This window comes from Vibrio sp. 1978 (genome assembly GCF_033344345.1).
This window is the reverse complement of sequence record NZ_JAWPOP010000428.1, coordinates 1-725: the sequence shown is the minus strand read 5'-3', so window position 1 is coordinate 725 and position 725 is coordinate 1. Positions and strand designations below refer to the sequence as shown.

2 pseudogenes are annotated in these 725 nt (G+C 45.1%); both read right to left on the bottom strand.

The annotated features are described in order from the left end of the window. Nucleotides 1–540 (bottom strand): annotated as a pseudogene (locus tag R8N49_RS27050) (hybrid sensor histidine kinase/response regulator); the annotation flags it as partial. Next, a pseudogene (locus tag R8N49_RS27045) lies at nucleotides 533–725 on the bottom strand (cytochrome B6); the annotation flags it as partial. The pseudogenes R8N49_RS27045 and R8N49_RS27050, both read right to left, overlap by 8 nt.

Genomic DNA, 725 nt, shown 5'->3' with positions numbered 1-725 from the left:
CCCCAAAAAGTTCGCGCCACTTTCGCTTTGCTCCCCACTTTGATTCACTAAGTCGCGGCTAAAAAACTCGACGTAATGTTTATCTAATTGCGTTTCACCAATGTGCGTCGAAAACTCCTCTTCATAGATGTCCAACAGCATCAGCAAGGCATATTGATTTTCGACTTGTACCCCAATCAACATGTCTAATTGCGAAGTGGTTTGAATAACCCGTTGCTCAAACTTGGCTAACGTCTGTTGTATTTTCTGGCGGTTGGGTGAGATGGGAAACCAAACGGCGTTATCGAAGGTATCAGCCAATTTTTCCGCTTCCACTTCAATATCAACCAACGATTTAGTGAGCTCGAAGTTCTTTCGCTCCTTGATGGCATACTGATTCACAATCACATCGCGTTCTTCAATCAGCTGATGGCCGACCTCAGAAAGCGCGCTATGAAGTTGTTGCGTACTCTTGGAATTAATGTGAGCCATGTAGGCAAAGGTGCACGCCACCAGCATCGCAATAAATAAGCATGAATTGACCAACCTAAACTTATTCATTTTCCAGCACCTCTAAAATTACTGGCCTTGGGGCGCTGAGTGACGTCAAGAACGCTTCGATGTCTTCGATATTACTATCACTCATCGTAATACCAAGCTGCGTTTGTGCCATGATTTGAATGGCCTCAGCAAGGGTGGTCACTTGCCCGTTATGAAAATACGGCCCCGTTAATGCGACGTTTCTT